At 72.7% G+C, this 24,826-nt stretch carries 22 protein-coding genes; 13 read left to right on the top strand and 9 right to left on the bottom strand.

The genetic code is table 11. The annotated features are described in order from the left end of the window. Nucleotides 1-57: 57 nt before the first annotated feature. A complete protein-coding gene (locus tag ACFYVL_RS25795) occupies nucleotides 58-2,460 on the top strand; it encodes a chitinase C-terminal domain-containing protein (RefSeq protein ID WP_389248677.1) in 2,403 nt (800 codons plus the stop codon). A gap of 184 nt (nucleotides 2,461-2,644) precedes the next feature. Here ACFYVL_RS25795 and ACFYVL_RS25790 read toward each other — a convergent pair whose 3' ends face one another. Further along, nucleotides 2,645-3,808 carry an ROK family transcriptional regulator gene (locus ACFYVL_RS25790; RefSeq protein WP_389248675.1) on the bottom strand — a complete coding sequence of 388 codons (1,164 nt, stop codon included), beginning with the start codon at nucleotides 3,806-3,808 and terminating at the stop codon, nucleotides 2,645-2,647. Nucleotides 3,809-3,937: 129 nt separating this feature from the next. Here ACFYVL_RS25790 and ACFYVL_RS25785 point away from each other — a divergent pair, with 129 nt between their 5' ends. Both ACFYVL_RS25785 and ACFYVL_RS25780 read left to right on the top strand, forming a co-directional pair. Next, on the top strand, nucleotides 3,938-5,134 hold the full coding sequence (locus tag ACFYVL_RS25785) for an MFS transporter (RefSeq protein ID WP_389248673.1): 1,197 nt from the start codon (nucleotides 3,938-3,940) through the stop codon (nucleotides 5,132-5,134). Between the two features lie 101 nt (nucleotides 5,135-5,235). Next, nucleotides 5,236-6,660: a uracil-xanthine permease family protein gene (locus ACFYVL_RS25780; RefSeq protein WP_389248671.1), complete on the top strand. Its 1,425-nt coding sequence runs from the start codon at nucleotides 5,236-5,238 to the stop codon at nucleotides 6,658-6,660. A gap of 127 nt (nucleotides 6,661-6,787) precedes the next feature. On the opposite strand, the gene ACFYVL_RS25775 is transcribed toward ACFYVL_RS25780, so the two are convergent. Continuing rightward, nucleotides 6,788-8,239 carry a glycoside hydrolase family 6 protein gene (locus ACFYVL_RS25775; RefSeq protein ID WP_389248669.1) on the bottom strand — a complete coding sequence of 484 codons (1,452 nt, stop codon included), beginning with the start codon at nucleotides 8,237-8,239 and terminating at the stop codon, nucleotides 6,788-6,790. Nucleotides 8,240-8,347: 108 nt separating this feature from the next. Here ACFYVL_RS25775 and ACFYVL_RS25770 point away from each other — a divergent pair, with 108 nt between their 5' ends. After that, entirely contained in the window at nucleotides 8,348-9,076 is a 729-nt protein-coding gene (locus tag ACFYVL_RS25770; RefSeq protein WP_389248667.1) for a DUF5995 family protein, read from the top strand. A gap of 82 nt (nucleotides 9,077-9,158) precedes the next feature. Here ACFYVL_RS25770 and ACFYVL_RS25765 read toward each other — a convergent pair whose 3' ends face one another. Continuing rightward, nucleotides 9,159-10,853, bottom strand: coding sequence for a flavin monoamine oxidase family protein (locus tag ACFYVL_RS25765; protein ID WP_389248665.1), 1,695 nt, complete (start codon nucleotides 10,851-10,853; stop codon nucleotides 9,159-9,161). A gap of 89 nt (nucleotides 10,854-10,942) precedes the next feature. Next, entirely contained in the window at nucleotides 10,943-11,773 is an 831-nt protein-coding gene (locus ACFYVL_RS25760; protein WP_389248763.1) for a carbon-nitrogen hydrolase family protein, read from the bottom strand. Between the two features lie 364 nt (nucleotides 11,774-12,137). Here ACFYVL_RS25760 and ACFYVL_RS25755 point away from each other — a divergent pair, with 364 nt between their 5' ends. Beyond that, nucleotides 12,138-12,734 carry a hypothetical protein gene (locus ACFYVL_RS25755; protein WP_389248663.1) on the top strand — a complete coding sequence of 199 codons (597 nt, stop codon included), beginning with the start codon at nucleotides 12,138-12,140 and terminating at the stop codon, nucleotides 12,732-12,734. Between the two features lie 57 nt (nucleotides 12,735-12,791). Here ACFYVL_RS25755 and ACFYVL_RS25750 read toward each other — a convergent pair whose 3' ends face one another. Beyond that, the gene (locus ACFYVL_RS25750; RefSeq protein WP_389248661.1) at nucleotides 12,792-13,247 is read right to left on the bottom strand and encodes an Lrp/AsnC family transcriptional regulator; all 456 of its coding nucleotides are present in this window, start codon (nucleotides 13,245-13,247) and stop codon (nucleotides 12,792-12,794) included. An 18-nt stretch (nucleotides 13,248-13,265) separates the two neighbouring features. Continuing rightward, complete coding sequence (locus ACFYVL_RS25745) at nucleotides 13,266-14,750, bottom strand: amino acid permease (RefSeq protein WP_389248659.1); 1,485 nt, start codon at nucleotides 14,748-14,750, stop codon at nucleotides 13,266-13,268. Nucleotides 14,751-15,138: 388 nt separating this feature from the next. Here ACFYVL_RS25745 and ACFYVL_RS25740 point away from each other — a divergent pair, with 388 nt between their 5' ends. The 8 genes from ACFYVL_RS25740 (at nucleotide 15,139) to ACFYVL_RS25705 (ending at nucleotide 21,232) form a co-directional block, all read left to right on the top strand. After that, complete coding sequence (locus tag ACFYVL_RS25740) at nucleotides 15,139-16,104, top strand: GDSL-type esterase/lipase family protein (RefSeq protein WP_389248657.1); 966 nt, start codon at nucleotides 15,139-15,141, stop codon at nucleotides 16,102-16,104. A gap of 117 nt (nucleotides 16,105-16,221) precedes the next feature. Further along, complete coding sequence (locus ACFYVL_RS25735) at nucleotides 16,222-17,103, top strand: STAS domain-containing protein (RefSeq protein WP_389248655.1); 882 nt, start codon at nucleotides 16,222-16,224, stop codon at nucleotides 17,101-17,103. Between the two features lie 26 nt (nucleotides 17,104-17,129). Next, nucleotides 17,130-17,537, top strand: a complete 408-nt coding sequence (locus ACFYVL_RS25730; protein ID WP_389248761.1) for an STAS domain-containing protein — start codon at nucleotides 17,130-17,132, stop codon at nucleotides 17,535-17,537. 91 nt (nucleotides 17,538-17,628) lie between these two features. After that, nucleotides 17,629-17,991 carry an anti-sigma regulatory factor gene (locus ACFYVL_RS25725; protein WP_389248759.1) on the top strand — a complete coding sequence of 121 codons (363 nt, stop codon included), beginning with the start codon at nucleotides 17,629-17,631 and terminating at the stop codon, nucleotides 17,989-17,991. Then, nucleotides 17,991-19,148: a SpoIIE family protein phosphatase gene (locus ACFYVL_RS25720; RefSeq protein ID WP_389248653.1), complete on the top strand. Its 1,158-nt coding sequence runs from the start codon at nucleotides 17,991-17,993 to the stop codon at nucleotides 19,146-19,148. Before ACFYVL_RS25725 ends, ACFYVL_RS25720 begins: the two co-directional genes overlap by 1 nt. Beyond that, nucleotides 19,145-20,401, top strand: a complete 1,257-nt coding sequence (locus ACFYVL_RS25715; RefSeq protein WP_389248651.1) for a PP2C family protein-serine/threonine phosphatase — start codon at nucleotides 19,145-19,147, stop codon at nucleotides 20,399-20,401. The genes ACFYVL_RS25720 and ACFYVL_RS25715 overlap by 4 nt, the downstream gene beginning before the upstream one ends. Further along, nucleotides 20,398-20,781, top strand: a complete 384-nt coding sequence (locus ACFYVL_RS25710) for an STAS domain-containing protein (RefSeq protein WP_389248649.1) — start codon at nucleotides 20,398-20,400, stop codon at nucleotides 20,779-20,781. Before ACFYVL_RS25715 ends, ACFYVL_RS25710 begins: the two co-directional genes overlap by 4 nt. Nucleotides 20,782-20,830: 49 nt before the next feature. Next, nucleotides 20,831-21,232 carry an ATP-binding protein gene (locus tag ACFYVL_RS25705; protein ID WP_389248647.1) on the top strand — a complete coding sequence of 134 codons (402 nt, stop codon included), beginning with the start codon at nucleotides 20,831-20,833 and terminating at the stop codon, nucleotides 21,230-21,232. Nucleotides 21,233-21,434: 202 nt separating this feature from the next. On the opposite strand, the gene ACFYVL_RS25700 is transcribed toward ACFYVL_RS25705, so the two are convergent. From ACFYVL_RS25700 to ACFYVL_RS25690, 3 genes are all read right to left on the bottom strand, one after another. Next, a complete protein-coding gene (locus ACFYVL_RS25700) occupies nucleotides 21,435-22,265 on the bottom strand; it encodes an RNA polymerase sigma factor SigF (RefSeq protein WP_389248645.1) in 831 nt (276 codons plus the stop codon). Nucleotides 22,266-22,450: 185 nt separating this feature from the next. Continuing rightward, nucleotides 22,451-24,055 (bottom strand): sensor histidine kinase, encoded by a 1,605-nt coding sequence (locus tag ACFYVL_RS25695; RefSeq protein WP_389248643.1) that lies wholly within the window; start codon nucleotides 24,053-24,055, stop codon nucleotides 22,451-22,453. 105 nt (nucleotides 24,056-24,160) lie between these two features. Beyond that, a complete protein-coding gene (locus ACFYVL_RS25690; protein ID WP_389248641.1) occupies nucleotides 24,161-24,817 on the bottom strand; it encodes a response regulator in 657 nt (218 codons plus the stop codon). Nucleotides 24,818-24,826 lie beyond the last annotated feature (9 nt).

Genomic DNA, 24,826 nt, shown 5'->3' with positions numbered 1-24,826 from the left:
CACGGCCCCATCCCCGTTCCGTCGTGTGACGCCCGAGCCTCCCCAGGAGGACCTGACGTGCTGTCCCCCACTCGTACAAGATCCACCGATGCCGCAGCCGCGCGCTCCGCCGGGCCCGTGCGGTCCGTCCGCTCGGTGCTGCTGGCCGCGACCACCGCCACCGCCGCACTCGCCGCACTCGTCGGCGGCACCCTCTCCGCCCAGGCCTCGCCCTCCACCGAAGCTCAAGCCGTCGTGGACAACGAGTCCTGCCGCCCCGACGGGCTCTACAAGACGCCGGGCGTGGACGTCCCGTACTGCTCGGTCTACGACACCGAGGGCCGCGAGAAGATGGGCGCCGACCACCAGCGCCGCATCATCGGCTACTTCACCGGCTGGCGCACCGGCAAGGACGGTCTGCCCTCCTACCTGGCGTCCGACATCCCCTGGGACAAGGTCACCCACCTCAACTACGCCTTCGCGCACATCGGCGGCGACAACAGGATCTCGGTCGGCGCGGACGGCGAGAAGAACGCCGCCACCGGCATGACCTGGCCGGGCGTGGCGGGCGCGGAGATGGACCCCGCGCTGCCGTACAAGGGCCACTTCAACCTGCTGAACAAGTTCAAGAAGCAGCACCCGAACGTCAAGACGCTGGTGTCGGTGGGCGGCTGGGCCGAGACCGGCGGCTACTTCGGCGACGACGGCAAGCGCGTCAACTCCGGCGGCTTCTACTCCATGGCCACCAACGCCGACGGCTCGGTCAACCAGGCGGGCATCGACACCTTCGCCGCCTCGACGGTCGACTTCATCAAGAAGTACGGCTTCAACGGCGTCGACATCGACTACGAGTACCCGACGACGATGAAGGACGCGGGCAACCCGCTCGACTGGCAGCTCGCCAACGCCCGCCGCGCCGGGCTGGTCAAGGGCTACGCGGTCCTGATGAAGACCCTGCGCGAGAAGCTGGACCGGGCAGGCGCCGCCGACGGCAAGCACTACCTGCTGACCGTCGCCGCTCCCTCCTCCGGGTACCTGCTGCGCGGCATGGAGACCTTCCAGGTCCAGAAGTACCTGGACTACGTCAACATCATGTCCTACGACCTGCACGGCGCCTGGAACGAGCACGTCGGCCCGAACGCCGCGCTCTTCGACAACGGCAAGGACGGCGAACTGGCCGCCGCCAACGTCTACGGCAGCGCCCAGTACGGCGGCATCGGCTACCTGAACACCGACTGGGCCTACCACTACTTCCGCGGCTCGATGCCCTCGGGACGCATCAACGTGGGCCTGCCGTACTACACACGCGGCCACAAGAACGTGCAGGGCGGCACCGACGGCCTGTGGGGCAAGGCCTCGGCCGCCACGTGTCCGGCCGGCTCCGGCCTGACCAAGTGCGGCGACGGCGCGGTCGGCATCGACAACCTGTGGCACGACAAGGACGACAACGGCAAGGAGTCCCCGGCGGGCTCCAACCCGATGTGGCACGCGAAGAACCTGGAGAAGGGGATCGTCGGCGACTACGTCACCAAGTACGGCTTCCCCGCCGGCACCAAGCTGACCGGCACCTACGTCCGCAAGTACGACTCCACCCTGGTCGCGCCGTGGCTGTGGAACGCCGAGAAGAAGGTCTTCCTGTCCACGGAGGACGACCAGTCGATCGGCGCCAAGGCCGACTACGTGGTCGACCGGGGCATCGGCGGCACGATGATCTGGGAACTGGCCGGCGACTACGGCTGGAACGCGGCCAAGGGCCAGTACGAGCCCGGGAACACGCTGACCTCGCTGATGTACGACAAGTTCAAGGCGGCGAAGCCGTACGGCGCGGCCGTCTCCAACAAGGCGCTGCCGAAGAAGGCCGTGGACATCGGTGTGGAGTTCGGGGAGTTCAAGCTCGGCGACTCCAACTACCCGATCACGCCCAAGCTGAAGATCACCAACAACACGAAGACGACGCTGCCGGGCGGTACGGAGTTCCAGTTCGACTACTCGACCTCGGCCCCCAACAACGCCTCGGACCAGTCCGGCTTCGGCACCAAGGTGATCAGCAGCGACCACACGGGCAGCAACGCCGGCGGGCTGAAGGGCGACTTCCACCGGGCCTCGCTGAAGCTCCCGGCCTGGCAGACCCTCGCCCCCGGCGCCTCGGTCGACCTGTCCTTCAACTACTACCTGCCGGTCTCCACCCCGTGGAACTGGACGGTGAACATCGGCGGCACGACGTACGCGCTCGCCGGTGACCTGGCCCGCGGCACCGAGACCGTCGAGCCCGGCACGGGGACCGGACCGGGCCCCGACCCGACGCCGACCCCGACGCCCGGTGCGTGCACGGCGCCCGCCTACGCGGCGGCCACCGCGTACAACAGCGGAGCGACCGTGTCGCACAAGGGGCACCAGTGGAAGGCCAAGTGGTGGACGCAGGGCGCTGAGCCCGGCACCACCGGCGAATGGGGCGTCTGGCAGGACCTCGGCGCCTGCTGACGCTTCCCCCCTGTGCCCCGCCCCGGCTCCCCGCTTCCGCGGGGTCCGGGGCGGGGTGCGTGACGCGGGGCTGCCGCGCGGGGGCGCGCGCCGGCGCTGCGGGGCGAACGGTTCGTGCCCGCTACCGGCTGCGGGGGAATCAGTTCGTGCCCGCTAGCGCTGCGGGGGAATCAGTTCGTGCCCGCTACCGCTGCGGGGCGAACAGTTCGTCCTGGGCGGCCTCGCGGGCGGTCAGCAGCGCGCCGTCCAGCACCGCGCCGCCGCCCAGTTCCCCGGCCCGTACCTCCGTGTGCAGCGGCGAGAGTTCGGCGAGCCGGGCCTCCACCCGGGCGGCCAGGGCCTTGCCGCCCGCCAGCCCCATGTCCCCGCCGAGTACCAGACAGCCGGGGTCCAGGACGGCCACGACCGCGGCGGCGCCCAGGGCCAGCCGCTCCGCGAGGGCGTCGAGGAAGGGCTCGGCACGCTCGCCCGCCGCCAGCGCGGCGGCGACGACCGCGGGCGCGTCGGGGCCGGTCGGCAGGCCGTGCGCCGCCGCGAGTTCACAGACCGCCGTGCCGCCGACCAGGGAGTGGAAGCCGCCGTCGCAGCCGGTGGCCGACGGCAGCCCCTTGGTGCCCGGCACCGGCAGGAAGCCGACCTCTCCCGCACCGCCGGACGCTCCCCTGCGCAGCCTGCCGTCCAGGACGACGGCGGCACCGACCCCCTCGCCCAGCCAGAGGAAGACGAAGGTGTCGTGACCGCGGGCGGCGCCCAGGCGCTGCTCGGCGACGGCGGCGAGATTGGTCTCGTTCTCGACGAGGACGGCGGCGGGCAGCCGTTCCTGGAGCACGGCGACGAGTCCGCGGTGCCAGGCGGGCAGCCCGGAGGTGTCGCGCAGCTCGCCGGTGGCGGGGTCGATCAGTCCGGGGGCGCCGATGCCGACGGTGTGCAGCGTCCGGGCGCCCGCCTCGGCCGCGGTGCGCTCCAGGAGGGCCACCGCCGCCTCCACCGCCTCCTCCGTCGGTACGTCGCCGGCGATCGGCAGCGTCGCCTCGGCGAGGGTGCGGCCGAGGAGGTCGGCGACGCCCACGCCGACGCTGCCGGTCCGTACGTCCAGGGCGGCCAGGTGGGCGCGCTCGGCGACGATTCCGTACACCCGGGCGTTGGGCCCGCGGCGCTCGGTGCCGCTCTCGCCGACGACGGCGATCAGGCCCGCGTGCTGGAGGCGTTCCACCAGGTCGGCCACGGAGGGGCGGGAGAGGCCGGTGAGGGACTTGAGCTGTCCTGCGGTCAGCGGGCCCTCCTCCTGGAGCAGGTGCAGGGCGCGCCGGTCGTTGATGGCGCGGGCGGTGCTCGAAGAGGCGGGCATGGGCCGGATCCTTTCAGATCTATTTATCAGGCAGGCTTCCTGATAGTTTACGGCGCGGCATGGACCGACACGCGTCGGCCCACCGCTTCGACACCGCACACCGACGCGACGCAGCACACAAGGGGAGCCATGGAATTCGGAACGGAACGGCTGAAGCGGGCGCGGTATGCCATAGCCGCCGTCTTCTGTGTCCACGGGGCGGTGACCGGCAGCTTCGCCACCCGTATCCCGTGGATCCAGGACCACGCCTCGATCAGCGCGGGCCAGCTCGGTCTCGCGCTCGCCTTCCCGGCGATCGGCGCGTCGGTCGCGATGCCGCTGGCCGGTTCGATAAGCCACCGCTTCGGCGCGCGCAACGCGCTGCGCGGGCTGCTCGCGCTGTGGACCCTGGCCCTGACCCTGCCCTCGCTGGCGCCGAACATCTGGACGCTGTGCGCGGTGCTCTTCGTGTACGGGGCGACGGCGGGCATGTCGGACGTGGCGATGAACGCGCTCGGCGTCGAGGTGGAGAACCGCCTCGGCAAGTCGATCATGTCCGGGCTGCACGGGATGTGGAGCCTGGGAGCCCTGATCGGCTCGGCGGGCGGCACGCTCGCCGCGCACCTGGGCAGCGACGCGCGGCTGCACCACCTGCTCGCGGCGCTCGTACTGACCCTGCTCGGGCTGGCCGCCTGCCAGGGCGTACTGGATCTGCGCAGCGCACCGGAGGCGGAGGCTCCGCCGCGCTTCACGCTGCCGCCGAAGTCGGCGCTGGTGATCGGTGCGGTGGGCTTCTGCGCGGTGTTCGCGGAGGGGGCGAGCCTGGACTGGTCGGCGGTGTACCTGCGGGACGTGCTGAACACCGACCCGGGCCTGGCGGCGGCGTCCACCACGGCGTTCGCGCTGACCATGGCGGTGGCCCGGCTGGCCGGCGACCGGGTGGTGGACCGGTTCGGCCCGGTGCCCACGGTGCGGGTGGGCGGGGTGGCGGCCACCCTCGGCGGGCTGCTGGTGGTGCTGGCACCGAGCGTGCCGCTGGCGCTGGCCGGGTTCGGGCTGGTGGGTCTGGGCGTGGCGGTCGTCGTACCGCTGGCCTTCGCGGCGGCGGGCCGCAGCGGGCCGAATCCGAGCCAGGCCATCGCGGGTGTCGCCACCATCACGTACACCTCGGGCCTGATCGCCCCCTCGGCGATCGGCGCGGTGGCGGACGCGACCTCGCTGGTGGTGTCGTTCGGGCTGGTGACGCTGCTGGCGTTCGGGCTCGTGGTGGGTGCGCAGGTGCTGCGCGGGGCGGGGCGGGAGTCCGTGCCCACGGACGCGGTGGCGTCTCCGGCCACGGGGAAGTGAGCACGACCACGGGGAAGTGAGCACTCCTTTTCAGCCATAGCATTTGCTTCGATCGAAAACGGTCACCTTTGGATCAGAAGCAAAGCTGAACGGGAGTACCCATGGGCCTCGGCGTCCGCTGGACCTTGCACGGTGACGGGCGCACTCCGGCGCCCGGAGCCGTCGTCCGCCCCGACGAACGGCTGTCGTGGCCGCGCACGGCGGGGCTGGGCGCACAGCACGTGGTGGCGATGTTCGGGGCGAGTTTCGTCGCCCCGGTCCTCATGGGTCTGGATCCCAACCTGGCCATCATGATGTCGGGTGTCGCGACGGCCATCTTCCTGCTCGCGACCAAGGGCAAGGTGCCCAGCTACCTCGGCTGTTCGCTGTCCTTCGTGGGGGTCGCCGCGGCGATCCGGGCGACCGGCGGCGACAGCGCCACGGTCACCGGCGCGGTGTTCGCGGTCGGCGCGGCGCTGTTCCTGGCGGGTCTGGCGGTGCAGCGGTTCGGCGCGCGAATCATCCACGCGGCGATGCCGCCGGTGGTGACCGGTGCGGTCGTCATGCTGATCGGCTTCAACCTGGCGCCGGTCACCGCGTCGACGTACTGGCCGCAGGACCAGTGGACGGCGCTCCTGGTGATGCTGTTCACCGGATTGGCCGTGGTGGCGCTGCGCGGCTTCCTCTCCCGCATCGCGATCTTCCTCGGGCTGATCTTCGGCTACGGCATCTCGTGGATCTTCGACCTGGTCCTCGGCAAGATCAATTCGCCGGTGGGCGGCGGGGCGGCCACCGAGCACTGGCGCCTGGACCTGTCCGGGGTGGCGAAGGCCGACTGGATCGGCCTGCCCTCCTTCCACGCGCCGAGCTTCGAGTGGTCGGCGATCCTGGTCGCGCTGCCGGTGGTGATCGCGCTGATCGCGGAGAACGCGGGCCATGTGAAGGCCGTCGGCGAGATGACGGGCGACAACATCGACGACAAGCTCGGCACGGCGATCGCGGCGGACGGCGCGGCGTCGATGCTGTCGACGGCGGTGGGCGGCCCGCCCAACACGACGTACTCCGAGAACATCGGGGTGATGGCCGCGACCCGCGTCTACTCGACGGCGGCGTACTGGGCGGCTGCCTTCTTCGCCCTCCTGTTCGGGCTGTGCCCGAAGTTCGGCGCGATCGTGGCGGCGATTCCGGGCGGGGTGCTCGGCGGCATCACGGTCATCCTCTACGGCATGATCGGCCTGCTCGGCGCACAGATCTGGATCAACGCCAAGGTGGACCTGCGCAATCCGCTGAACCTGGTGCCGGCGGCGGCGGGGATCATCATCGGCGTCGGCGGGGTGAGCCTGAAGTTCACCGACAGCTTCGAGCTCAGCGGGATCGCGCTGGGAACGATCGTGGTGATCACGGGCTACCACGTGCTGAGGGCGCTGGCGCCGGCCCACATGAAGGAGGCTTCGGAGGAACGGGAGCCGCTGCTGGACGCGGGGACGTCGTCGTACGACGCCGAGGAAACCACCTCGTCGTCCTCCCGCCCCACACCCGACCACTGACCCGAACCCGCTGCGCGGGAGCTTCCCCGCGCCCCTTCAGGGGCGCGGGGAACCGCGCGAGCAACCAAACACGCACCCGCAGGACGCGGGACAGCCCCGCCACAGGCGCGACCGGTGCCGCGCGGCGTCAGCCGTTGGCCAGTTCCACCGCGTAGTCCGGGGTGAAACTCCCCGCCGCCCCCTTGCACCCGTCCGACTCCCCCGGCAGCTTCACCCACAGGTAGGCGTCGATGCGGGACTCCCCCGTGTGGGTCGTCGGCGGGCGGCCGAGGGCGCGGCCCGACGGGTCGCACCACTGGCCCGCCGCCGGTGCCCCGTTCCCGTTGCGGCTGGTGTCGATGACCGCGCCCAGCGAGGACGGACCGCCGAGCGCGGCGAGCACGCTGCGCGCGTAGGCGACCTCGTCCGCGGTGCGGTGGAAGTTGGAGACGTTGGTGAAGATGCCGTCGCTGCTGGTCGCGGCGTTGGCCTGGCGCAGGTAGCCCGCCATCTTGGACGCCGCGTGCCAGCCGGAGTGGCCGGCGTCGAAGTAGACCCGGGCCCGCGGGTTCGCCGCGTGGATGGCCTTGCCCGCGCGGGAGAGCGCCGCGAAGCGGTTGGCCCGCTGGCCGTCGTCGAGACAGTCCGTCTGGGCTATCGAGTCGGGCTCCAGGATCACGATGGCCTCACCGCTGCCGAGCCCCGCCGCGAACTTCCGTATCCAGCTGTCGTACGAGCCGAAGTCCGGCGCCCCGCCCTGGGACGCGCCGCCGCAGTCCCGCTCGGGGATCGCGTACGGGACGACGACGGGCACCCGGCCCGCGGCCGACGCCCCCGCGGTGACCGCGCGGACCCGGCTGGTGATGGTGTCCGGGTTGTACTCGGCGAACCACACGGCGGCGGGCTGCGCGGCGATCCGCGACTGGATGAGCGCGTGGCGCGGGTCGCCGCGGTTCGCCCGCACCCAGTCCAGTACCTGGGACTGCGGGTGCAGGTAGAGGTTGCCGGAGACCGGCGCGTTGTTCTGCTTCTTGGGCGGCGCGGGCTTCTTCTTCGGCGGCGTCTTCTTCGGCGCCGGCTTCTTCGTCGCGGTGGCGGTCGGCGACGGCGACGGGGTGGTGGCGGTGGGGCTGGGCACCGCGGGCAGCGGCGGCACGACGGGCGCCTCGGTGATCTCGGGGACCGCGGTCGTGCGTTCCGGCTCGCCGGAGGTGGCGGAGACCACTCCGGTGACGGTGCCGACGGCCACGACGGCGGAGGCGACCACGGCCATCGCGCCGCGCAGGGCGGCGGCGTTCACCCGCGAGTCGTTCCGTCCGGCGGCCGGCTTCCGGCCACGCCGTGCGGCCCGTCCGGGGCCCGCGGGGGCGCCCGCGAGGGTGACCACGTCGGACGCGGCAGCGACGTCGGTACCGCCGCCCGCGCCCGAGCCGACGCCGACGCTCAGGCCGACGCCCGCGCCCACGGCGGCCAGCTGCTCCGCTCGCTCCGTTTCCGTGCCGACAGCGCCCGTACCCGCGCTCGCCGCGCGCGTCGTCCCGCTGTCGCCGCGTCTGCCTCCGACGCGGTTCTTCCGGCGTTGGCCTCGTATGCCTGACACCGTGTCTCTCCCCCCTTTCCCCCGGTACCGGGGGTTCGCGTTCCCTCGTTCTGGGGAAGCCCCGGCCCGGCTGCATCGCCCAAAGCCTATGACTGGGACGCTGCCCCCATGGCACAGATCGAGCACTTCGCAGCTCAAAGGGACCGTACACGGCTCCCCGCTCTGCCCACTCGGCCGCCGGGCGTGCGCTCCGTGGTGGAACGGATGCGGACGGTCCGCGCGGAGTGGCCCGCCACCGACGGAGTCGCGGTCTTCAACCGGGTCTATCTGACCGTGAGCGAGGAGCTCGGCAGGCAGATCGACGGCGGCCGGTTCCCGGACCGCCACGCCGCGGCCGGACTGGGTGTGCTCTTCGCGGAACGTTATCTGGCCGCCGTGGACGCCGCCGCCGCGGGTCGGCGTACGCCCGCCTGCTGGCGCCCGCTGTTCCAGTACCGGCGCCACCCGGGCGTACGGCCGCTGCAGTTCGCGCTCGCCGGGATCAACGCGCACATCGGGCACGACCTGGCCCTCGCGGTGGTCGACACCTGCGAGGCGCTGGAGTGCGAACCGGGAGCGCTGGAGGGGGATTTCGACCGCGTCGGGGACTCGCTCGCGGCCCTGGAGGAGCGGATCCGCGAGGACCTGATGCCGGGCCCCGACCTGCTGGAGATCGCCGACCCGCTGACCCATCTGGTGGGGACCTGGAGCCTGGAGCGGGCCAGGGACGCGGCCTGGTCGGCGGCCCGGGTGCTCTGGGGGCTGCGCGAACTTCCGGAACTGGCACGGGAGTTCGCGGAGCGGCTGGACGCGGGCGTCGGCCTGGTGGGCCGGTGCCTGCTGACCCCGCTGCGCTGAGCGGAGCCGGCGGCAGGACCGGTCGCCCGCGGCGAGCCCGGCAGGAGGGCCCGCCCGCACGGTGCGGCGGCCGGCCGGAGGGTCAGTCCTCCGGCAGTTCCACCGGGGCGATCTCGTCGTACACGTCGCCCGGACCGGGGTTGGTGGCGTCCGTGCCGCCGCCGAAGTGGTGCATCACGCCCCACACCGCGTTCAGCGCGGTCTGCACGGCGCCCTCGGCCCAGCCCGCCGTCCAGGAGATGTCGTCGCCGGCGAGGAAGATGCCGCGCTTGTCCTCGGGGAGGCGGTCCTGCATGAAGTGGGTGAACAGGCGGCGCTGGTAGCGGTAGTGGCCGGGCAGGTTCGCCTTGAAGGCGCCCATGAAGTACGGCTCGTTCTCCCAGGACACGGTCACCGGGTTGCCGATGATCTGCTTGCGGATGTCCACCTTCGGATAGATCTCGCCGAGCGACTTGAGCATGACCTCCATGCGCTCGTTGGCGCTCAGCGGCAGCCACTTGAGGCTGTCGTCGCACCAGGTGTACGAGAGGCAGATCACGGCGGGCCGGTCCGGGCCGTCGTCCAGCAGGTACGTGCCCCGGGTCATCCGGTCGGTGAGCGTCATCGACATCACGTCCCGGCCGGTCTCCTCGTCCTTGTCCAGCCAGAACGGCCGGTCCACCGGGACGAACAGCTTGGACGACTCCATGTAGTGGGTGCGCTCCATCGCCGTCCAGTGGTCGATCGGGAACAGCGAGTCGTCGCAGGCGATCTTCGACAGCAGCAGCCAGGACTGGGCGGTGAAGATCGCCGCCCGGTAGGTGCGGATGTCGCCCGAGGCGTCGGTGACCGTGATGCCGTTGCCCGCCGTACGGTGCAGCCGGGTGACGGCGGGCTTCGGGTCGCCGCCGTGCAGCGTGGCCAGCGAGGTGCCCTGCGCCCAGTGGACGATCTTCTCGGGCGCGCGCTCCCAGAGCCGCACCGGGAGCTGCTGGCTGCCGCCGACGATGCCGCGGTGGTGGTCGTCGGCCTCGGTGTAGACGACCCGCAGGATCTCCAGGATGGAGTTGGGGAAGTCGGTGTCCCAGCCGCCGGTGCCGAAGCCGACCTGCCCGAAGATCTCGCGGTGCCGGAAGGACTTGAAGGCGTCGGAGTCGCAGAGGAAGCCGTAGAAGGTCTGGTTGTCGAGCTTCTCGACGAGCTTCGCCCAGATCTCGCGGATGCGCGGGACGTCGCGCTCGCGCATGGCCTGGTTCATGTCGGAGAAGTCGGCGCCCTCCTCCAGGCAGGCGTTCCAGGCTGCGGCGACGTCACGGTAGACCTGCGGGAGGTCGTCGACGGTCTCCGCGTAGTGCGACTCGCCCTTGAGGTCGACGACCGTGGAGGGGGTCTCCGGCGCGAGCGGGTTCGGGAACGGCCTGGTGGTGAGCCCCACCAGGTCGATGTAGTGCTGGAGCGCGGTGGAGGACGGCGGGAAGCGCATCGCGCCCATCTCCGCGGTGAGCCCCTCGGTCTCGGGCCCCTCGAAGCCGACCGTGCGCAGCCGGCCGCCGATCTGGTCGGCCTCGTAGACGACGGGCCGCAGGCCCATCTTCATCAGCTCGTACGCCGCGACGATGCCCGACAGGCCGCCGCCGATGACCGCCACCTCGCTGCCGTGCTCGGTCGCAGGTATCTGGCCGAGGCCCGCCGGGTGGGCCAGGAAGTCGTCGTACGCGTACGGGAAGTCCGGACCGAACATGGTGATCGGCGGCTGCGCTTCGGTGTGCTGGACTGCGGTGGGCACCGTGGACGTCATGGGGTGCGGACTCCTTGCGGGACGGAACAGAAGGCGGGGGGCGAGCGGGGCGGCGCGGCGGGCGGGCGGCGCGTCCCGGGCGGGGGCGGTCAGCTCAGCGAGCCGTAGAGCCCCGGGCGGCGGTCTCGCAGGTAGGGGTTGGTCTCGCGGGAGGCGCGCAGCAGCGCGGCGTCCACCTCGCCGAGGACGAGTTCCTCGCCGCGTCCGGCGCGGACCCGGGTGGCGCCGTCGGGGCTCGCCAGGCAGCTCAGTCCGACGAACTCGAAGGCCTCCGCGCCCTCGCCCTCGGGGCCGGTCCGGTTGACGTACGCGACGTACATTTGGCTCTCGAAGGCGCGGACCGGGACGAGGGACTCCGCGACGAACTCGAAGGGGTGCATCTGGGCGGTCGGGACGAGCAGGAGGTCGGTGCCGGCCAGGGCGTGCGCCCGGACGTTCTCCGGGAACTCCACGTCGTAGCAGATCATCGTGCCGATCCGCAGTCCGGCCAATTCGGCCTGGACGACGGTCCGCTCCCCGGGGACGAAGCACTCCTGCTCGAAGCCGCCGAAGAGGTGGGTCTTGCGGTAGTTGGCGAGGCGGGTGCCGGTGGCGTCGATGAGCTGGGCGGAGTTGAAGACCCGCGTGCCGTCGCGCTCGGGGTAGCCGTAGTGGATCGCCAGGCCGTGCCGTACGGCGATGTCGGCGACGGCGTCCGCGCCCTCCCCGTCGGCGGCCTCCGCCAGCCGGTGCACCTCGCTCACGCCGATCGCGTAGCCGGTGAGGAACATCTCCGGGCAGACCAGCAGTCCCGCCCCGGCCTCGGCGGCCCGCCCGGCGGCGTCGTCGAGGACCTTGAGGTTCGTGGCCACGGAACCGGGGCGCCCGGAACTCTGGAGCAGGGCGATGCGCAGCGGCGGCGACGAAGGGGACGACGGCATGGCGGACCTCGGGCGGGTGCGGAGGGTGAGGTGGGAGACGTAAAGACGGTACGGTCCGGCGTTCGTCCCGGACAAGGCACGAGCGTTGCGGACCGACCGTTGATCCGTTGCGCGGACCGGGCCCCCGGCGGTGATTCGTTGCGTACGGGGCGGTGGGCGGGCCACCGGGGGCGGGGTGTGCGGGACGGCGCACCCGTCGGGGGCGCGGCCCGGCGGGTCTCCGTCCGGTGGCCGACCGGGGCTCCGCCGCACGGGCTAGGCGGTGCGGACGCGGGGATGACGCGGGCCCGGCGGGGCGGGCGCAAGAGTGGTGCGTGCCGGGGGAACACACCCCCGGCGGCCGAAACCACCGAAGGAGCCCACCGTGCGGAACTTCACTGCGCGCCGTACCCCCCGTCTTGTCGCCCTCGGCGCGGCGCTGCTGGTCACCGCGGGTGCGGCGGGCAGCGCGGCGGCCCAGGCACCGGGGGCGGGGACGGAGGCGGCCCGTCCGACGGTGCGGCAGCCGGCCTCGGCGCAGGCCCCGAGGGAGGCCGCGGCACTGACCGGGAAGGCCCGGCTGGACCGGCCGGGGCACCTGATCACCTTCGGCTTCGACGCGCACCTGGCGGCGGGGGCGTTCCCGGACGCCGCGAAGGGGACGTTCAGCATCCGGCACCAGTGGCCCGAGGGGAACGTCCAGTGGGCGGACGTGAAGGTGGACTGCCTGGTGACGGGCGGCAAGGTCGCGGTGGTCACGGGCACCGTGGCGAAGAGCAACATCCCGGGGCAGTACGGCAAGCGGGTGGGCATCACCGTGGACGACCGGCCCGAGGGCGACCGGCTGGGCTACAGCTGGCTGCTGGACGGGCACCTGACCAAGCAGCCGCGCGGGCTGCGCAAGTGCCTGGGCTCGGTGCCGATCGAGAAGGTGGACGCGAGCACGGGCGACTTCGAGGTGCTGCCGCTGGAGCTCGGCTAGTCCCCCGGCCCGCTCCCGCGGGTCCCGGCCCGCCCCCTGTCAGGCGGGCGATCCCTGTCAGGCGGGCGACCCCGAGGAGAAGCGGCGCAGCAGCGGCGAGAGCACCAGGACCGACTTGGTCCGTTCCACGAAGGGCTCCCCCGCGATCCGCTCCAGCACCCGCTCGAAGTGCCGCATGTCGGAGGCGAAGACCTGGACGATCGCGTCCGCGTCACCGGTCACGGTGGAGGCGGACGCGATCTCCGGGTAGCGCTCCAGGCCCCGGTTGATCGCTTCCGGGGAGGTGTTGCGGCGGCAGTAGATCTCGATGAACCCCTCGGTCTCCCAGCCCAGCGCCGCCGGGTCCACCCGTACGGTGAACCCGGTGATGGCGCCTTCCGCGCGCAGCCGGTCCACCCGGCGCTTGACCGCGGGGGCGGAGAGGCCGACCAGGGAGCCGATGTCGGCGTAGCTGCGGCGGGCGTCCTCCGCCAGGGCATGGACGATGCGCTCGTCGAGATCGTTCAGTCGCACGGCGGGTGGATCACTTTTCTACGCGTCTGTGGAAATCTGCCGGGGCGCGTCCTTCGCCAGCCGCGAGTGACGAATGCCGTATCCGAAGTAGAACACGAGACCTACGGCCATCCAGATTCCGAAGACCACCCAGGTCGCGGTTCCCAGCCCGAACATGTTGTAGACGCAGGCGATGAAGCCCAGGACCGGGAAGAGCGGGCCGAGCGGCACCCGGAAGGTGCGGTTCATGTCCGGGCGTGTCCAGCGCAGGACGACCACCGCGATGTTCACCAGGCCGAACGCGAAGAGCGTCCCGATGCTGGTGGCGTCCACGAGGTTGCCGAGCGGGATCGCCGCGGCCAGGACGCCGCAGAAGAGGGACACGATGATCGTGTTGACGCGCGGCGTGCCGGTCTTCGCGCTGACCTTCGAGAAGGCCTTGGGGACCAGGCCGTCGCGGGACATCGCGAACAGCACCCGGGTCTGGCCGTACAGCACGGTCAGGACGACGCTGGCGATGGCGATGACGGCGCCGGCCGCGAGCAGGGTGCCCCAGAAGGTCTGGCCGGTGACGTCCTTCATGATCCCGGCGAGTGCGGCCTCCGAGCCCTCGAAGCCCTTCCAGTTGCGGGCGCCGACGGCGACGGCCGCGACCAGGACGTACAGGGCGGTGACGATGATCAGCGAGAGCATGATCGCGCGCGGCAGGTCGCGCTGCGGGTTCTTGGCCTCCTCGCCGGCCGTGGAGGCGGCGTCGAAGCCGATGTAGGAGAAGAAGAGGGAGGCTCCGGCGGCGCTGACGCCGGCCATGCCCAGCGGCATGAAGTCGGCGTAGTTGCCGGACTTGAAGCCGAGGAAGCCGATCGTGCAGAACAGCAGCAGGGCGCCGATCTTCACCGCGACCATGATCGTGTTGGCGCGGGCGGACTCCTTGGCCCCGCCGAGCAGGAAGACCATGGCGAGGAGCACGACGACGAGCGCGGGCAGGTTGAAGTAGCCGCCGTCGCCGGGCGGGGCGGACAGCGCGTCGGGGATGGTGACGCCGATCGTCCCGTCGAGGAATTCATTCAGGTACTCGCCCCAGCCGACGGCGACCGCCGCCACCGAGACGCCGTACTCCAGCACCAGGCACCAGCCGCAGACCCAGGCGATCAGTTCGCCCATCGTTGCGTACGCATACGAGTACGAGGAGCCGGAGACCGGGATGCTGCCGGCGAGTTCGGCGTACGAGAGGGCCGAGAAGAGCGCGGTGAGACCGGCGATCACGAACGAGATCGTGACGGCGGGCCCGGCCTTGGGGACGGCCTCGCCGAGGACGACGAAGATGCCGGTGCCGAGGGTGGCACCGATGCTGATCATGGTCAGCTGCCACATCGAGAGCGACCGTCTGAGCGAGCCGCCCTCACCCTTCCCGCCCTCGTCGACCAGCTGTTCCACCGGTTTGCGCCGCAGCAGCGGGGATCCGGTACGGGCGGCGGGCCCGGACGGGGGAACAACGGGTGACGCTGCGCCTTGATCCAACACGGGGTGGCTCCTTCTGGCTGCCTGGACGGGCGGCGGCGACCGCGGCGGCCCAGGTGGCGCAGGCATGACGAAGCAGCCGGAGCCCGGGAACCGCCGAGCAGGCGGTCTGCGCCACTCCACGTACAGCGGTGAAGCCTATGAGGCCGAAGTTCCCGCCCGTAATGCAGCAACCTTGCGCATTGCCGGACGATCGTTGCGCGCGAGCGGCCGGGATGACATTTTGTTGCGCCCCCCCGTTCGTTTTCCCTTTTGCCCGGTACATGCCCGGTGCGTCGAGTCGGCCGCGCGAAGGGGGGTTTACGGGGTTCCGCTCATGTACACCGTCCGGTCCGGGCAGGGTGGTGGACGAGGGTCGCGGCCGGTGCGGCCGGACCGAGGGGAGGCGTCGATGACCTGGCTCGATCCCGGACTCTTCCTGCGCGGAGTGGCCTGGCGCGACGACCGCGGACGGCCGGTGCGGGCGGACCCCGGCGACCTGGAGCGGCTGCCCTGGGACGTACGGGAGCGCGCCGGGGTGCCGGTGGGCGTGCGGCTGGAGTTCGTCCCCCACGGGGCGGACGCCGTGGAGCTGCACTACCGCGCGGAGCCGGGCGACGTACCGCACGGGTTCGGGCTCTGGGCGGACGGCAGACAGCACTCCGAGGTACTCGCCCGGCCGGCCGCCGAATCGGTCGTACGTCTCGAACTCCCGCCGCTGCCGGGCCCGTTCACCGTGTACCCGCCCGAGTCGCAGTCGCCCCGCTTCCTCGGCATCCGGGGCGTGGGCGGGCGGGTCGAGCCCGCCCCGCGGCGCCCGCGCTGGCTGGTGCACGGCGACTCCATCACCGAGGGCTGGTGGTCGACCCGGCCCGCGCACGCCTGGCCCGCGGCGGTCGGCCGTCTGCTGGACCTGGACACCGTCAACCTCGGGCACGCGGGGGCCGGGCGCGGCGAGCTGGCCGTCGCCCAGCAGCTGGCCGCCGCCCCCGCCGACGCCCTCACCCTCGCCTTCGGCACCAACTGCTGGGGGCGCACCCCGTTCACCGCTCCCCTGCTGGCCGAGACGGTCCGGGCCTTCCTCGCGCTGGTGCGGCAGGGCCATCCGCGCACCCCGCTGCTGGTCGTCTCCCCCGTGCTGCGCCCGGCCGCCGAGCGGGTCCCGAACGTGCTCGGTGCGACCCTGGGAGCCCTGCGGGACGCGCTGGAGGACGTCGTGCGCGAGGAGATCGCGGCGGGCGACGGCCGCCTCGCGCTGCTGCCGGGGTTCGGGCTGCTCGGGCCGGAGCACCTGGCGGACGGGCTGCACCCCGACGACGCCGGGCACGCGGTGCTCGCCGGGGCGGTCGCGGGGGCGCTCGGGGAGCTGCTGCCGTGAACGCCGTGCTCCGCGAGGACCGGAGGGACGGGTGCGCATGAGTCGGGCCGTTCGGGGTATCCGGGGCGAGGCGGGCCGTGCCGCCCGGCACATGTAGGCCGACAGCGAGAGGTGTGTGTGAGTACCAGCGAGACAACCGTGCGGGACAGACTTCTGGATGCCCTGCGGGAACGGGAACAGGAGATCGCGGACCGCTGGGTGCGGCTCCAGCTGGAGCAGACGGCCCTCGGTGCCGACATGAGCGAGTTCGAGCTGCGCGAGGAGGCGGATCTGCTGATCTCCGCCCTCGGCGCCGGGCTCGCCAGTGACGTGCCCGTGGAGCGGCTGGTGAACTCCCAGCACGACCTGCGCAGGACCGTCATAGAGCTGTCGCTGCGCCGGGCCAGGGCGGGCGCGACACCGACGGCGACCTCCCTGGCGGTGCTCTCCCTCAAGGAGGCGCTGCTGGAGGCGATGCAGCACACCACCCGGGACTCCGCCGAGCTGTTCTCGGCCGCGGTGCTGGTGAACCGGCTGCTCGACGCGGCGGGCGCGCTGTCCTTCGAGACGTACGTCGAGGGGCGCGAGGAGATCATCCAGCGCCAGTCGCGGCAGCTGATGGAGCTGTCCACCCCGGTCGTGCGGCTGTGGCACCACGTGCTCGCCGTGCCGCTGATCGGCACCCTGGACACGGCCCGCACCCAGGTGGTGATGGAGAACCTGCTCCAGGGCATCCAGGACCACGAGGCGAAGGTCGCGATCATCGACATCACCGGGGTCCCGGCCGTCGACACCGCCGTCGCCCAGCACCTGATGCACACGGTCAACGCGGTGCGGCTGATGGGCGCGGACTGCGTGATCTCCGGCATCAGGCCGCCGATCGCGCAGACCATCGCGCAGCTCGGCATCGACCTGTCCACCATCCTGACCAGGGCGACGCTCGCCGACGCGCTGGCCGCCGCCGTCCGCCTCACCGACCAGCCGTCGGTCTCCGGCGCCTACGCCCCGGCGGGCCCATGACACTGCCCGTGAACGGCGTGCCCGGCATGCCGCACCAGCCGACCGGGGTGCCGATCCTGCGGCTCGGCGACGTGCTGGTGACCGGTCTGCTGAACGAGCTGGACGACAAGTCCGCCGTGGCCTTCACCGACGAGCTGACGACCCGGATCGTGGCCGACGCGGCCCGCGGGGTCCTGATCGACATCTCCCGGCTGGAGATCATCGACTCGTTCGTGGCCCGCACCCTGATGGAACTGACCACCATGGCAAGGCTGTTGGGCGCCCGGGTGATCGTGGCGGGCATGCGGCCCGCGGTGGCGATCACCCTGGTCGAGCTCGGCCTGCAGCTCACCGGCGTGGAGACCGCCCTCAACGCCGAAGCGGGCCTGGGCGCGCTGGGCTGGCACCGGATGCCCCAGCCTGCCGGGGAGGCCCCGAGTGACTCTCTACGATGACCAGCTCACCCGGGACACCGGGTTCACCGCACCGCGCACCCGGGACCGCGACGGCGGCCCCGCGACGTACGCGGTCGGCACCGAGGAGGACCTGCTGACGGTCCGCCACGCGGTGCGGGCCGCCACCGTCGAAGCGGGATTCGGGCTGGTCGACCAGACCCGGATCGTCACGGCGGCGAGCGAGCTGGCCCGCAACGCCTACATCCACGGCGGTGGCGGCACGCTCGCCATCGAGCAGCTGCACGCGACGGGCAGACGCGGGCTGCGGCTGACCGTGCGCGACGAGGGGCCGGGCATCCCCGACCTGGAGACGGCGCTGACGGACGGCTTCACGACCGGCGCCGGGCTCGGCCACGGACTGGGCGGGGCACGACGGCTGATGCACGAGTTCTCGGTGCACAGCACGGACGGCGAGGGCACCACCGTCGTCGCCGCCCGGTGGAACGGACGCTGATGTCCGCCACGGATCCCGCGCACGGCACGTCCGGCGGTTCACCGGGGCCGGGCCGCCCGGCCCCGGGCCGGGCCGCCGTGCGCTCGCCGGTCTCCGCCCGGATCCGTATCGACCACTACAGCGCCGTCCACCTCGCGGCGGCCACCGCCCGGCGGATCGCCCTCGACAGCGCGCTGCCGGGGGCCCTGCCGGACCGGGCGGCCGTCCTCGCCAGCGAGCTGGCCAGCAACATCGCCAAACACGCGCAGGACGGCTCGCTGTTCGTCCAGCCGCTGCCGCTGCGCGCGGGCGTGGAGATCCTGGCCTCCGACCGGGGCCCCGGCATCCCCGACCTGGGCGCCGCCCTCACCGACGGCTGGACCACCACCAACACCCTCGGCTCGGGGCTCGGGGCGGTCCGCCGGATCGCCTCCGAGTTCACCCTGCGGACGCGGCCCGGCCTCGGCACCCTGATCTGCGCCCGGGTCACCGCCCCCGGCGCCCCGCCCGACCCGGGCCCCGACCTGGCCGCGCTCTGCCTGCCGCTGGAGAGCGAGGACAGCTGCGGCGACGGCTGGTCGGTCGCCGACACCGCACCGGGCGAACGCACCGTCGTGGTGGTGGACGGGCTCGGCCACGGGGCGCCCGCCGCGGAGGCCGCCGAGGCGGCGCTGCGGGCGTTCCACCGGGCCCCCGGGCTGCCGCTGCCCGCCCTGATGAGCGCACTGCACCGGGCGCTGCGGCACACCAGGGGCGCCGCGGTGGGACTGCTGCGGCTGCGCCCCGACGGGGACGCCGACCACTGCGCGGTGGGCAACGTACGGACACAGGTGGCCGGCTTCGACGGGGTGCGCTCCCGGCTGTCGGGGCAGCCCGGGGTGGTCGGCTGGAACATGCCGGTGCCCCGGGTGCAGCGGGTGGCGGTGCCCGCGGGTGCGACGCTGGTCGTACACAGCGACGGTATCGACGCGCGCTGGACGCACGACCCGTCGCCGTTCCTGCTGCGGCTGCCGCCGCCGCTGCTGGTCGCCTCGCTGGCCCACGACTTCCGGCGCAGCCGGGACGACGCGACCGTGGTCGCCACCGGCGCCGTGGCACCGCAGCCGTCCGGGCCGCCGCGGGCGGACGCGCGGGAGAGCACGCGCACGGACGAAGGAACCCCGAAGAGAGACGCATGATCCCCCACAGCACCACCCATCACTCCCTGCCGGGGCTGCGCAGCACCCTGCGCCGCCTCGCGCACCAGCTGCGGCTGCCCGTCGAGCTGCGGGCCCGGCTGGCGCTCGCGGTGACCCAGGTGGCCGCCGGGGAGCTGGGCGCGGGCCGGTCGGTCTCGCTGCACGTCCGCCGGGAGACCGACCCGGACAACGGTCGCGCCGTACTCACGGTGCGGCTGCGCACCCCGCTCGCGCCGCGCCCGCCGTCGCTCGGGGACCTTCCGCTGCCCGCCCACCGGATGCCCGGCGCCGCGGCCGTCTGGCGGCTGCCGCAGCCCCCGGACCCGCCGGGCGGCCTGCCGCGCCCCGGCCGGGAGAACGGGGCGGAACCCGGCGTCACCGACCTCCTGGAGGAGGAGCTGCGCTCCGCGCTGGCCCGCGCCGACGCGCTGGCCGAGGACCACAAGCGGCTCAAGCACGAACTGGCCGAGACCAACAGCGGCGTACTGGCCCTCTACGTCCAGCTGGAGGAGCGCGACGAGCAGTTGCGGCGCGCGCACGGCCAGATGCTGCGCGAGCTGGAGGACGCGCTGCGCCCGGCCCCGGTGCGGGTGCCCGGCCTGGAGATGGCGGTGCACTACGAACCGGCCGGCACCGACGCCCCCACCGGCGGCGACCTCTACGACTGGTTCCTGCTGCCGGACGGACGGGTGCACATCACCCTGGTGGACGCGCTGGGGCACGGCGTCACCAGCACCCGCAGCGCCCTCAACGTCACCCACGCCGTACGCACCCTGGCCCTGGAGGGCCATCCGCTGGACTCGATCGTGGAGCGCACCGACGAGATCCTGCTGCCCTTCGACCGCGACCTGATGGCGACCGTGCTGCTGGCGCGGATCAACCCGGTGGGCGGCGCGGTGAAACTGGCGAACGGCTCGCACCCGCCCGCCCTGGTGGTGCGCGCGGACGGCGGCACGGAGTTCCTGGAGGTGCGGGGCCGGGGCATCGGCTATCCGCTGCCGGGCAGCGAGCGCCTGCTCTACGACGAACTGGCGCCGGGCGACCTGCTGGTGATGTACACCGACGGGCTGACCGAGAGCCGGCGGGACCCCCGGGAGGGCGAGCGGCGGCTCCAGGAGGTCGCGCTGCGCCACCGGCACCTGCCGATAGACAAGATCCCCGGCGCCATCGCCGCCGACATGCACACCGTGATCCTGCACCCGGACGACACGGTGGCCCTGACCGTACGCCGCACTCGCGAGGACAGCGCATGAACCCTGACCCAGACAACGCCGCGGACAGCGGCCACGAGCTGACCGTCACCGTGCGGGAGCGGCCCGGCGGGGTGGTGCTCGCCGTCGGGGGCGACCTCGACTTCGACAACTCGCCCCGGCTGCGCTCCGTACTGGTCCACCTCCCGCTCGCCCCCGGCGCTCTGCTGGTCCTGGACCTGGCGGAGCTGACCTTCTTCGACTCCACCGGCATCACGATGCTGATCATCGCGCGGAAGGTGGCGATGGCCGCGGGCGCGGACATCGTGGTCAGCGGGATCGGCCCGATGGTGGGGAAGATATTCCGGATCACCGGGCTCGACGGGGTGTTCCGCGCCTATCCGGACCCGGACGCGGCGTTCGCCGCAGGCGCCCACAACTGAGGCCCGGTGGGAGCAATGAGTTCGTGAAGACGGGGTAAGCGAGCGGTTGATGACTGAGGAGCCGCTCGTGGTTGTCCTGGATTCACCGCAAGGAGCACACGGAGACAGCGCGTCCGCAAGGGACACGGCCGCCGCCTTTCTGGCCCAGCACTGCCCCTGGGCGGATCTGGACGCGGTCCTGCTGGTGGTGGGCGAACTGGTGACCAACGCGGTGCGGCACACCTCCGGTTGGTGGCGGCTGCGGCTGCGCGGCGGGCACGAACTGCTGGTGGTCGAGATGGACGACTCCAGCCCCGAGCCGCCGGTGGCCCGCGAGCCGGACTTCTCCGGCGGCGGCGGCTTCGGCTGGCACATGGTGCAGCGGCTGGCCGGTCAGGTGGAGGTGCGGATGCTGCCGGAGGGCAAGCGGGTCAGCGCGACCTGGCTGCGCCCGGTGGAGAGCGCCTGCTGACCGTGCGGAGCGCGCCTGCTGAACGTTGCGTCCCGGCGCGGCGGCGGGCACCCGTCGGTCGCGGAGCGAGGGCCCGGCTGCACCCCCGAAGGGTGCGGCCGGGCCCTTTCCGCTGGGACCTGCCGTGTTCTTCCGCTCGGGCCTTCCGTGCTCGCTCCGGAGCGAGGCCGCCCGCTCCGGACGGCTCGCCCGGGGCGCGTGCTCACTCCTGGGTGAGCAGGCCCTCCCGCAGCCGCTTGGTGATGCGCGTCAGCAGCCGGGAGACCTGCATCTGGGAGACCCCCAGCTCGGCACCGATCTGCGACTGCGTCATCTCCGCGCCGTAGCGCATGCTCAGGATCCGCTTGTCGCGCTCGTCGAGTTCCTCGATGAGCGGCTTCAGCGCCTGTACGTTCTCCACGATCTCCAGGTCGGCGTCGGTGTCGCCGATCCGGTCGGCGAGGGTCTGCGAACCGGAGTCGGCGCCGTCGTCGAGCGGGATGTCGATGGAGCCCGCGGTGTAGCCGTTGGAGGCGACGAGGCCTTCGACGATCTCGTCCTCCTCCATGTCCAGGTGGGCGGCCAGCTCGGCGGTGGTGGGCGCCCGGTCGAACTGCTGGAAGAGCAGGTCGGACGCCTTCGCCAGGTCTATCCGCAGCTCCTGGAGCCGGCGCGGCACGTGGACGGACCAGCTGGTGTCCCGGAAGAACCGCTTGATCTCACCGACGATGCACGGCATCGCGAAGGTGGCGAACTCGACCTCGCGGGTCAGCTCGAACCGGTCGATGGCCTTGATCAGACCGATCGTGCCGACCTGGACGATGTCCTCCATCTGGTCGGCGCGGTTGCGGAACCGGGTCGCCGCGTACTTCACCAGCGCCAGGTTGAGTTCGATCAGGGTGTTGCGGGCGTACTGGTACTCGTGCGTGCCCTCCTCCAGAACGGCGAGTCGTGCGAAGAAGATCCTCGACAGCTCGCGGGCGTCCTTCGGGGCTACCTCCGACGGATTCTCCACGTGGGGAAGTTCCTGCTCCGTGGGTGCGGCCACGGACATTCCACGCGTGGCTCCAGTCGGGACTGCGGTCGCCATGGACACGGTGTCCTCCCCTTCATCGGTGTATCAGCGCAAGGGCGCGTGTACCCGGAGGCAGGCATGCCATTCGTGTTCACGTGCCGCGAATTTATTCAACACCACCTTCACAACGAGGATTTAACCCCCCTCCCCCCACGAACACCCCGCTAACCGCCCACAGTGCCCTTCGACGCCAGCTTCCCACCGGAGAAGCAGAGCCGGTAGGCGTCGTCGGAGAGCAATCTGGTGCTGTAGTACACACAGTCCTCGCCCGGCGGCTCCGCGGGGGCCCCGTCCGGCACCCCGTCCCGGGTGAACAGCGGCATCCCCTCCGCCACTTCGCCCCGCGGCTCCCCCACCGCGGGGCGCTCGTAGGACTCCCGGTCCAGTACGGACAGGGCCGAGTTGGCGAGCGAGACCGGGAACAGGACGAGGAGGATGCCGGCCAGCGCCGCGAGCGGTGCCACCACCGTCTGCCGGACCCGCAGCCGCACCTGGTCGCGGGCGTGCTCCAGTTCGCGGGCGGACTCCGAGGCGACGGGCCGCTCCTCCCCGGCGGCGGCGCCGGCCACCGCGGGGAGGCGGGCCACCACCTCGTACCAGCCCTCGCCCCCGCCCCCGCCGTCACCGGGCAGCGGACCGGCCCGCAGGGTGCCGCCCGCGAGCCGCACCCGCTCGTCGAGGCCGACCAGCCCGGTGCCGCCGGAGGCGACGCCCAGCGCCGAAGTGCCGCGCCCCGCCCGGCCGCCGGGGCCCCCGGCCGTCGGGGCGCCGTTGGTGACGCGGACGTCCAGGGTGTCGCCGTCCCGGACGACCTCGACCCGTACGGCCGCGCCCGGCGCGTGCTTGGTGGCGTTCGTCACGGCCTCCTGGACGACCCGGTGCAGGGCGTGCCCCACCATCGGCGGCAGCCCTTGAAGGTCGCCGCGCTGTTCCAGGGCCGCGTCGACCCCGGCGGCCCGCGCCCGTTCGACGACCTCGGCCGGGGCGACCGGCGCGCCCGCCTCGCCCACCGACGGCCGCTCGTCGCCGGAATACCCCTCGTCGTCGGCGCGCAGTACGCCGATGGTCTCGCGCAGCCGCCCGGTGGCCGCGGCGGCGGCCTCGCGGAGTTCGCCGACGGCCGCCCGCTGCCGGGCGTCCAGGCCCGGATCCACCTGGAGCGCCGCCGCCCGCAGGGCGATCAGCGTCAGGTCGTGGCCGAGGGAGTCGTGCATGTCGCCCGCGATCCTGGCCCGCTCGCGCATCCTGGTGCGGTCCGCGACGGCCTGCCGTTCGCGCTCCATCCGGTCGGCGAGCCGCCAGCCGGTGCTCACCAGGTCCGCGTACTGCCGCCGCCAACGCCCCAGCAGCCACGGCAGGCCCACGGTCAGCAGCAGCATGAGCAACTGGGTGGGCCAGGCCCACAGATCGCGGACGAACACGCACACCGGCAGCCCGGCCAGTGCCGCCGCCCCGAAGAACCGCACCGCGGGCCGCACTTCGCCCGCCCTGCCCCCGGCGACGAACGCGAGGACCGTCAGCGCGGGCAGGAAGGGAAGCGCGAGCAGCTCGGCGTCCTGGGCCAGTTGCAGGGCCAGCGGTACGAGCAGGACGCCCAGCGGCCACCGCCGCCCCAGCGCCACCGCGAGGGCCAGCAGCGGCACGCCGACCACGGCCATGAGCACCGCCCGGCCCTGCCCCTGGTGGGTGGCGGCCACGGCGACCGGCGGCGCGCTCACCGCCAGCCACACCCCGAGGTCGTACAGCCGACGGCGCCGCTCGCTCTTCATGCCCCCATTCTGGCCGCTCGGCGATCCGGGCACCGCTGACGAAAGTAGGGGGTACGCCGGTGAACCGGGCCTGTACGGGGGCGGGTTGGGGCGGCGGCGGGCGGGTCACTCCTCGGGGACGAGTCCCGCCTCGTACGCGAGGATCGCCGCCTGGACGCGGTTCTTGAAGTCGAGCCGGGCCAGGATCTGGCTGACGTACGCCTTCACCGTGCCCTCGACGACGTGCAGCCGGCGGGCGATGTCGGCGTTGGAGAGCCCGGCCCCGACCAGGGCGAGCACCTCCCGCTCGCGTGCGGTCAGGATCTCGGTGCGGGCGCGGGCGACGGCCTGTTTGCCCAGCTGCCCGGTGCCGATGTGGGTGATGACGCGCCGGGCGACGGTCGGCGACAGATAGGCGCCGCCCTCGGCGACGGCCCGTACCCCGGCGATCAGTTCGTGCGGGTCGCCGGACTTCAGGACGAACCCGGCCGCCCCGGAGCCGAGCGCGCTCGCGATGTACTCGTCCTCGGAGAAGGTGGTCAGCATCATCACGGCCGTCCCCGGCAGTACCCGCCGCAGCTCCTCGGCGGCCTGGAGCCCGTCCAGGCGGGGCATCCGGATGTCGAGCAGACACACGTCGGGCCGGTGCCCGAGCGCCAGTTCCACGGCCTCCCGACCGTCCCCGGCCTCCGCGACGATCTCGATGTCCTCCGCGACGGACAGGATCGCCCGCACCCCGGCCCGGATCATCGTCTCGTCGTCCGCCAACAACACCCGAATCATGCTGCCCCT

The organism is Streptomyces sp. NPDC004111 (assembly GCF_042874215.1).
Classification (GTDB): Bacteria; Actinomycetota; Actinomycetes; order Streptomycetales; family Streptomycetaceae; genus Streptomyces.
Note: the sequence above shows the minus strand (reverse complement) of the source record. Positions and strands in the feature narration are given on the sequence as shown.